9 protein-coding genes are annotated in these 8,340 nt (G+C 67.9%); all 9 read left to right on the top strand.

The genetic code is table 11. From position 1 onward, the window contains the following. Positions 1-990, top strand: a 990-nt coding sequence (locus AACZ35_RS09795) for a sodium/solute symporter (protein ID WP_339828615.1), incomplete at its 5' end; no start/stop codon positions are given. A 3-nt stretch (positions 991-993) separates the two neighbouring features. Beyond that, complete coding sequence (gene miaA / locus AACZ35_RS09790; protein ID WP_339828613.1) at positions 994-1,941, top strand: tRNA (adenosine(37)-N6)-dimethylallyltransferase MiaA; 948 nt, start codon at positions 994-996, stop codon at positions 1,939-1,941. Between the two features lie 91 nt (positions 1,942-2,032). Continuing rightward, entirely contained in the window at positions 2,033-2,308 is a 276-nt protein-coding gene (gene hfq / locus AACZ35_RS09785) for an RNA chaperone Hfq (RefSeq protein WP_339828611.1), read from the top strand. A gap of 15 nt (positions 2,309-2,323) precedes the next feature. Then, positions 2,324-3,640: a ribosome rescue GTPase HflX gene (gene hflX, locus AACZ35_RS09780; RefSeq protein ID WP_339828608.1), complete on the top strand. Its 1,317-nt coding sequence runs from the start codon at positions 2,324-2,326 to the stop codon at positions 3,638-3,640. Further along, complete coding sequence (gene hflK / locus AACZ35_RS09775; RefSeq protein WP_339828605.1) at positions 3,640-4,758, top strand: FtsH protease activity modulator HflK; 1,119 nt, start codon at positions 3,640-3,642, stop codon at positions 4,756-4,758. The genes hflX and hflK overlap by 1 nt, the downstream gene beginning before the upstream one ends. Position 4,759: 1 nt before the next feature. Beyond that, positions 4,760-5,632 carry a protease modulator HflC gene (hflC, locus tag AACZ35_RS09770; RefSeq protein ID WP_339828603.1) on the top strand — a complete coding sequence of 291 codons (873 nt, stop codon included), beginning with the start codon at positions 4,760-4,762 and terminating at the stop codon, positions 5,630-5,632. Between the two features lie 3 nt (positions 5,633-5,635). Then, positions 5,636-5,821: a DUF2065 family protein gene (locus AACZ35_RS09765; protein ID WP_339828600.1), complete on the top strand. Its 186-nt coding sequence runs from the start codon at positions 5,636-5,638 to the stop codon at positions 5,819-5,821. Between the two features lie 165 nt (positions 5,822-5,986). Further along, positions 5,987-7,282 (top strand): adenylosuccinate synthase, encoded by a 1,296-nt coding sequence (locus tag AACZ35_RS09760; protein ID WP_339828598.1) that lies wholly within the window; start codon positions 5,987-5,989, stop codon positions 7,280-7,282. Between the two features lie 25 nt (positions 7,283-7,307). After that, positions 7,308-8,165 carry a PA4780 family RIO1-like protein kinase gene (locus AACZ35_RS09755; RefSeq protein WP_339828597.1) on the top strand — a complete coding sequence of 286 codons (858 nt, stop codon included), beginning with the start codon at positions 7,308-7,310 and terminating at the stop codon, positions 8,163-8,165. Positions 8,166-8,340: the final 175 nt, after the last annotated feature.

Here is an 8,340-nt window from a genome sequence, read left to right as displayed (position 1 = left end):
GGCGCCGCGGCGACCATCCTCTATACCTTCGTCGGCGGCTTCCTGGCCGTCAGCTGGACCGACACGGTGCAGGCGACGCTGATGTTCTTCGCGCTGATCCTCACGCCCATCTTCGTGGTGCTCAAGCTCGGCGGCCCCGAAAGCGCCGTTGCGCTGGTCGAGCAGGTCGATCCGGCCAACCTGCAGTTCTTCAAGGGCGCCACCGTGCTGGGCGTGGTCTCGCTGCTGGCCTGGGGCCTGGGTTACGTGGGCCAGCCGCACATCCTGGCGCGTTTCATGGCGGCTGAGTCGATACGCACCATCAAGCCCGCGCGCCGCATCGCCATGACCTGGATGATCCTGTGCCTGGCCGGCGCCATGGGCGTGGGTTTCTTCGGCATCGCCTGGTTCGAGGCCAACCCGGCCCGCGCCGGCGCCGTGGCCGACAACCCCGAGCGCGTCTTCATCGAACTCTCGACCCTGCTGTTCAACCCCTGGGTCGCCGGCATCCTGCTTTCGGCCATCCTGGCGGCGGTGATGAGCACGCTCAGCTGCCAGCTGCTGGTCTGCTCGAGCGCGATCACCGAAGACTTCTACAAGGGCTTCCTGCGGCCCAAGGCCGGCCACAAGGAGCTGGTCTGGGTCGGCCGCTTCGCGGTGCTGGCGGTGGCGATGCTGGCGATCTGGCTGGCGGCCGATCCCGACAGCCGCGTGCTGGGCCTGGTCAGCTACGCCTGGGCCGGCTTCGGCGCGGCCTTCGGCCCCGTCGTGGTGCTGTCGTTGTTCTGGAAGGGCATCACCCGCAACGGCGCCCTGGCCGGCATGATCGTCGGCGCGCTGGTGGTGATCGGCTGGAAGCAGCTCGACACCGGCCTGTACGAAATGGTGCCGGGCGTGGCGCTGGCGACGCTGGCGATCGTGCTGGTCAGCCGCTTCGGCAGCGCGCCGTCGCCGGCGATGCTGGGCCAGTTCGACGCCGTGCACGCCGAACTGCGACGCAGCGAGGACTGAGCGATGCGCGACACCCGCCCGCTGGCCGTTGCCCTGATGGGGCCCACGGCCTCGGGCAAGACGGCGCTTGCGGTGGACTGGTGCCGGCAGCTGGACACCGAGGTGATCAGCGTCGATTCGGCGCTGGTCTACCGCGGCCTGGACATCGGCTCGGCCAAGCCCGATGCCGCCACGCTGGCCCTGGCGCCTCACCACCTGGTGGACGTGCGCGACCCGCATGAAGTGTTCTCGGCCGCCGATTTCGCCCGCGAAGCGCTGCCGCCGATGCTGGCCCTGGCCGAACGGGGCCGGGTGCCATTGCTGGTCGGCGGCACCGGCCTGTATTTCAGCGCCTTGCTCGACGGCCTGTCGGAGCTGCCCGAAGCCGACCCCGGGGTCCGCGCCGGCATCATCGCCGAGGCGGCCGAACAGGGCTGGCCGGCGCTGCATGCGCAGATGGCGGCCACGGATCCGGCGGCCGGCGTAAGAATCAAACCCGGCGACAGCCAGAGGATCACCCGCGCCCTGGAGGTCTGGCGGCTCAGCGGCCGGCCGATCAGCGACTGGCAGCAGGCGGGCGAGCGCCGGCGGTTCCCGTTCCGGGTGCTGCGCCTGGTGCTGGCGCCCGCGGACCGCGCCGTACTGCATGCGCGCATCGAAAAACGCTTCGACCAGATGCTCGAACAGGGTTTCCTGGACGAAGTGCGGCGCCTGCGCGCCGACCCGCGCCTTCATCCCGACCTGCCGTCCATGCGCGCGGTGGGTTACCGGCAGGCCTGGGCACACCTTGAAGGGCACACGGATGCCCCCACGTTCAGGGAGCAGGCCATCGCCGCCACCCGGCAGCTGGCCAAGCGACAGCTCACCTGGCTGCGCGCGCGCACCGAAGCCCTGTGGGTGGATCCACAGGCTGAACGCGCCCTCGCGGACCAGCGCCTGGCGGCCTTCCTGGACCGCCCGGCCGGGCTCTAGCTGCTAGACTTCCGGGCATTCGCGGCCCCGGACCCTTTGGCCGCAAATCGCGCCCAGCTGGCGCGCCACAATAAGAAGACGGAGTCCAAAGATGTCCAAAGGCCAATCCCTCCAGGATCCCTTCCTGAACGCACTGCGCCGCGAGCGCATCCCTGTTTCGATCTACCTGGTCAACGGCATCAAGCTGCAGGGCACGATCGAAAGTTTCGACCAGTTCGTGGTTCTGCTGCGCAATACGGTCAGCCAGATGGTCTACAAGCACGCCATCTCCACCGTCGTTCCGGCGCGCAACGTGCGCATCGGACCGGGCGGCGCCCAGGCTGCGCCCGGCAATGACGACGAAGACGAAGCAGGCCCGGAAGATTGATCCACGTGACCTCTGATGTTTGAGCGTGCCCGCAAGGGCGAACGCGCCCTGCTGGTGCAGCCGCACCCGCCGGGCATGCAGGACCCGTCCCGCCTCGAGGAATTCACCGAACTGGCCCACTCGGCCGGTGCCACCGTGGTCGGCGTCGTGCCGGCGCGCGTGGAGCGGCCGAATCCGGCGTATTACATCGGCACCGGCAAGCTCGAGGAAGTGAAATCGGCCTGCGAGGCCACCGAAGCCGACCTGGTGCTGGTGAACGAACTGCTGTCGCCGGCCCAGGAACGCAACCTCGAACGCGTGCTCAAGCGCCGTGTCGTCGACCGCACCGGACTGATCCTCGACATCTTCGCCCAGCGCGCGGCCAGCCACGAAGGCAAGCTGCAGGTCGAACTGGCCCAGCTCAAGCACTGGGCCACGCGCCTTGTGCGCGGCTGGACCCATCTCGAACGCCAGCGCGGTGGCGCCATCGGCCTGCGCGGCCCGGGCGAAACCCAGCTCGAGCTCGACAAGCGCATGCTGCAGAAGAAGCTCGAATCGGTGCGCGCGCGCCTGGACAAGGTCGAAGTGCAGCGCACCCAGATGCGCCGGGCGCGCCTGCGCAACGACATCCCGCGCGTGGCCCTGGTCGGCTACACCAATGCCGGCAAGTCCACGCTCTTCAACATCCTGACCAATTCCGGCGTTTACGCCGACGACCGCCTGTTCGCCACGCTCGACCCGACCACGCGCCGGATCGAGGGCGTGGCGCCGCTGGTGCTGTCGGATACGGTCGGCTTCGTGCGCGACCTGCCGCATGAACTGGTCGCGGCCTTCCGCTCGACGCTTTCCGAGGCCCGCGACGCCGACCTGCTGCTGCACGTGGTGGACGCCGCCGACGAACTTCGCGACGAGCGCATCGGCCAGGTGGATGCGGTTCTGGCCGAAATCGGCGCCGGCGACATCCCCCAGGTGCTGGTTTTCAACAAGATAGACCGCATCGAAGGCGCCGTGCCCCGGCGCGATCCGGAGGTCGAAGGCCGTGAACGGGTCTGGCTGTCGGCCAAAACCGGTGAAGGCCTCGACGGCCTGCGCGACCTGCTGACCGACCGCTTCCTGGACCGCCGCGTGGCCGGCGAACTGGCCCTGGGGCCCGCCCAGGGCCGTCTGCGTGCCCGTCTTCACGAAGTCGGCGCCGTGAAGGCGGAGTCAAGCGACGAGGCCGGCTGGCGGCTCGAACTCGACCTGCCGCGCGCCGTCGCCGAACGCCTGGCGGCCGAGCCCGGAGGCGAATTGTTGTCCGCCCTCTTGCTTGTGGCCCCCGCCGCCCCTACCTACAATCCCGAGACCAACTGATGCGCGAGCAAGCAATGGCCTGGAACCAGCCTGGAAAAGGCAATCAAGATCCCTGGAAAGGCAAGGACCCCGGCAACGAGGTCGAAGCCTTCGTGAACCGCCTCAAGGGCATGTTCGGTGGTGGCGGCGGTGGCAACCGCGGCCGCGGCTCGAATTCGTCCGGCGGCTTCAATCCGGTGCCCTGGGTGATCGGACTGTTCGGCATCTGGCTGGTGTTCAACAGCTTCAAGCTGATGGACGAACGCCAGCGCGGCGTCGTGCTGCGCTTCGGCGAGTTCAACCGCATCATGATGCCGGGCCCGAACTTCAAGTGGCCCTGGCCCATCGAGTCCGTTTACGTCGTGCCGGCCACCGAAGTGGTTGAAATGACCGACCAGGTGCGCGTGCTGACCCAGGACGAGAACCTGATCGACATCAAGTTCAACGTGCAGTTCAGCCGTACCGACCCGCGCACCTTCCTGTTCGGCTCGGTCAATCCCGAGCAGACGCTCAAGGATTCGGCCGAAAGCGCCGTGCGCGAAGTGGTCGGCCGCAACACCATGGACACGGTGCTGTTCGACCGCGCCCAGCTGGTGATCGCGGCGCAGGAGCGCCTGCAGGAGTCGCTGAACTTCTACCAGACCGGCCTGACCGTCATCAATTTCAACCTGCAGGACGCGCGTCCGCCGGAAGAAGTGAAGCAGGCCTTCGACGATGCCATCGCTGCCCGCGAGGACAAGGACCGCATCCAGAACGAAGCCCGCGCCTATGCCAGCAAGGTGGTGCCGGAAGCCCGCGGTGTCGCCGCGCGCATGCGCACCGAGGCCGAGGGTTACCGCGCCCAGGCCATCGCGCGCGCCGAGGGTGATGCCGAACGCTTCACGCTTCTGGTGAACGAATACCGCCAGGCGCCGGAAGTCACCCGCAAGCGCCTGTACCTGGAAACCATGCAGGAAGTGCTGTCGGCCAATCCGAAGGTGATCGCCGGCGAGGACAACATCCTGTACCTGCCGCTGGGGGGCGAAACCAACCGCACCCGCATCCCGACCGAAGCGCCGGTGCTGCGCCTGCCGGCGACCCAGGCGGCGTCGGAGCCCGAGCCCGAAGCCCGCGACACCCGCCGCCAGGGAGGCCGCTGACATGAATCGTTTCACCGTGATCATCTTCGCCGTCATCGCCGCGCTGCTGGCGGCCATGGGCTCGATCTACGTCGTCAACGAAAGCCAGACGGCCATCGTGCTCAACCTTGGCCGCGTGGTGCGCGCCGACATCCAGCCCGGCCTGCACTTCAAGTGGCCGCTGGTGGAAGAAGTGCGCAAGTTCGACCAGCGCATCCTCTCGCTCGACGACCAGCCCGAACGTTACCTGACGTCCGAAAAGAAGGACGTCAGCGTCGACTTCTTCGTCAAGTGGCGCATCCAGGACGTGGCCACCTACTACCGCGCCGCCAGCGGCGGCAGCGAGGAAGCCGCGCGCCAGCGCCTGACCCCGATCGTCAAGAACGCCCTGCGCAACGAAATCAACCAGCGCACGCTGCAGGAAGTGGTGTCGGCGGGCCGTGCCGAGCTGTCCGGCGCCTTCCTCGAGAAGGTCAACGAAAGCGCCAGTTCACTGGGCGTGGAAGTGGTGGACGTGCGCATCAAGCGCATCAACCTGCCCGACGACAGCAACATCCTGACCACCGTCTACAGCCGCATGCGCACCGAGCGCACCCAGGTGGCCAACCAGCTGCGCGCCGAAGGCGTGGAGCTGAGCGAAACCATCCGTTCGGAAGCCGACCGCCAGCGCGTGGTCACCGTGGCCGAAGCCGAGCGCGACGCCCAGAAGCTGCGCGGTGAAGGCGACGCCCGCGCCGCCGAGATCGCCGCGGCGGCCTATGGCGGCGACCCGGAGTTCTACGCCTTCTATCGCAGCCTCGAGCTGTACCGCAACGCCATGGCCGACGGCCAGACGGTGCTGGTGCTGGACCCGGACTCCGAGTTCCTGCGTTACATGGAAAACAGCGGGCGCTGAGCCATGCCTGACCTCTGGGCGGCACTGTGCCTGGTCCTGGTGCTGGAGGGGCTGCTGCTGTTCGCGGCCCCGGGCGCCTGGAAGCGGGCCGTCGCCCAGCTGATGGAGATGGGCGACCGGCCCCTGCGCATCGCCGGGGCCGTGATGATCGGCCTGGGCCTGCTGGCCCTGCAGTGGGTCCGGGCCTGAATCCCGGCCCGGGCCAGGGGCCCTCCGGGCCGGGCTAGCCCCGGCCGGATAAAACGCGGATAATTTCCCAAAGCCGGGGCGACCTCCGGCTTTTTCCGTGTCTGGGCCCTGGCAAGCGGCCCGATACCGTCGCCCCGTCGCCAATCCTTATTCGGAGTGCAGGTCATGGGTCAGTCGGTCGTGGTGTTGGGTGCCCAGTGGGGCGACGAGGGCAAGGGCAAGATCGTCGACCTGCTCACCGAGGAAATCGGCGCGGTCGTGCGTTTCCAGGGCGGCCACAACGCCGGCCACACGCTGGTGATCAAGGGCAAGAAGACCGTTCTTCACCTGATCCCCTCGGGCATCCTGCGCGAAGGCGCGCTGTGCCTGATCGGCAACGGCGTGGTGCTCAGCCCGGCGGCCCTGCAGAAGGAAATCGCCCAGCTCGAGGAAAACGGCGTCGAAGTGCGTTCGCGCCTGAAGATCAGCCCGGCGACGCCGCTGATCATGCCGTACCACATCGCCCTGGACCAGGCGCGCGAAAAGGCCGCCGGTGGCAAGGCCATCGGCACCACCGGCCGCGGCATCGGCCCGGCCTACGAAGACAAGGTGGCGCGCCGCGGCATCCGCGTCGCCGACCTCAACTACCCCAAGGAACTCGCCGACAAGCTGCGCGAGACCATGGATTACCACAACTTCGTGCTGACCAAATACCTGGGCGTCGAAGCGGTGGACTTCCAGAAGACCCTCGACGACGCCCTGGAATTCGGCAAGTACGTCGACCCGATGAAGGCCGACGTCGCCGGCATCCTTCACGAGCTGCGCAAGCAGGGTAAGCGGGTGATGTTCGAAGGCGCGCAGGGCTCCCTGCTCGACATCGACCACGGCACCTATCCCTTCGTCACCTCGTCCAACACCACCGTCGGCGGCGCCATGGCCGGCACCGGCGTTGGCGCCGACGCCATCGACTACGTGCTGGGCATCGCCAAGGCTTATGCCACGCGCGTCGGCGGCGGCCCGTTCCCGACCGAGCTGCATGACGAGGTCGGCCAGGGCATCCGCGACCGCGGCCAGGAATACGGCGCCACCACCGGCCGCCCGCGCCGCTGCGGCTGGATGGACATCGTCGCGCTCAAGCGTGCGGTCGCCATCAACGGCATCACCGGCCTGTGCATCACCAAGCTCGACATCCTGGATGGGATGGAAAAGCTCAAGATCTGCATCGCCTACGAATACCGCGGCAAGCGCACCGAATACGCGCCGCTCGACGCCGCCGGCTGGGACGAGTGCACGCCGGTGTACCTGGAATTCCCGGGCTGGGACGAGTCCACCGCCGGCGTCACCGACTGGGACAAGCTGCCGCCCGCGGCCCGCGCCTACCTGCGTGCGCTCGAGGAACTCGCCGGCTGCCCGCTGGCCATCGTCAGCACCGGTCCGGGCCGCGAGTCCACGATCGTGCTCCAGGACCCTTACGCCTCCTGACCCGGCCGACCGGCGGAGCTGTGCAATGAAGACTCCCGCCGGGCTGCAGGCCCTGGTTGACGACGGCGTGGTCCACGCCGTGCTGCGCCAGCTCAAGAGTGGCAAGGAAGCCTCCGTTTTCGTCGTCCGCAGGGGCGACGAGATCCTGTGCGCAAAGGTCTACAAGGACCTGGGGCAGCGCAGCTTCCAGGCACGATCGTTGTACCAGGAAGGCCGCAAGGTCCGTGGCAGCCGCCAGGCGCGTGCCATGGACAAGGGCAGCAAGTTCGGCAAGAAGGAACTGGAGTCCGCCTGGAAGAACACCGAAGTGGATGCGCTCTACCAGCTGTCGGCGGCGAACGTGCGCGTGCCGCGGCCCCTGGGCTATTTCAACGGCGTGCTGATGATGGAGCTGATCGCCGACAGCGAGGGCCATAGCGCCCCGCGCCTGGGAGAGGTCGAGCTTGATGCCGAACAGGCGCGCGAATACTTCCGGTTCCTGGTGCGCCAGGTCGTGCGCATGCTCTGCGTCGGCGTCATCCATGGCGACCTCTCGGAATACAACGTGCTGGTGGATCCCCAGGGCCCGGTCATCATCGACCTGCCCCAGGCGGTCAGCGCCGCCGGCAACAACAATGCGCGGACCATGCTGCTGCGCGACGTGAACCGCCTGCGCACCGCCCTGGCCCGGTTCGCCCCCGATCTCGTGAACCTGCACTACGGCGAAGAGATGTGGGCGCTGTTCGAAAAGGGCGAACTGGGCCCGGAGACCGAACTCACCGGGGCGTTCACCTTCAGTGAGCACGATGCCGACCTTGACGCCGTGCTGATGTCGATCGAGGACGCCCGCCAGGAAGCCGTGATCCGGCAGCAGGGCAGGGAAGCGGCGGCGCAGGACGACTGACTAGGCGCGCTGGCCGCTCAGGAAGTGCAGGTGGCGTTCGTACTGGTCAAGCACGTCGTTGATGAGCGCGCCGCTTGACCAGCCCATCACGTCGTAGTCCTGGCCACCTTCGCTAAGGTGCACTTCGGCGCGGTAGTAGCGCAGCGTCGCAGCACGTTTCGCCCGGGGGTCGCCA

Source organism: uncultured Arenimonas sp., assembly GCF_963976025.1.
In the GTDB taxonomy this organism is placed as follows: domain Bacteria; phylum Pseudomonadota; class Gammaproteobacteria; order Xanthomonadales; family Xanthomonadaceae; genus Arenimonas.
This window is presented reverse-complemented; position numbering and strand designations above follow the sequence as displayed.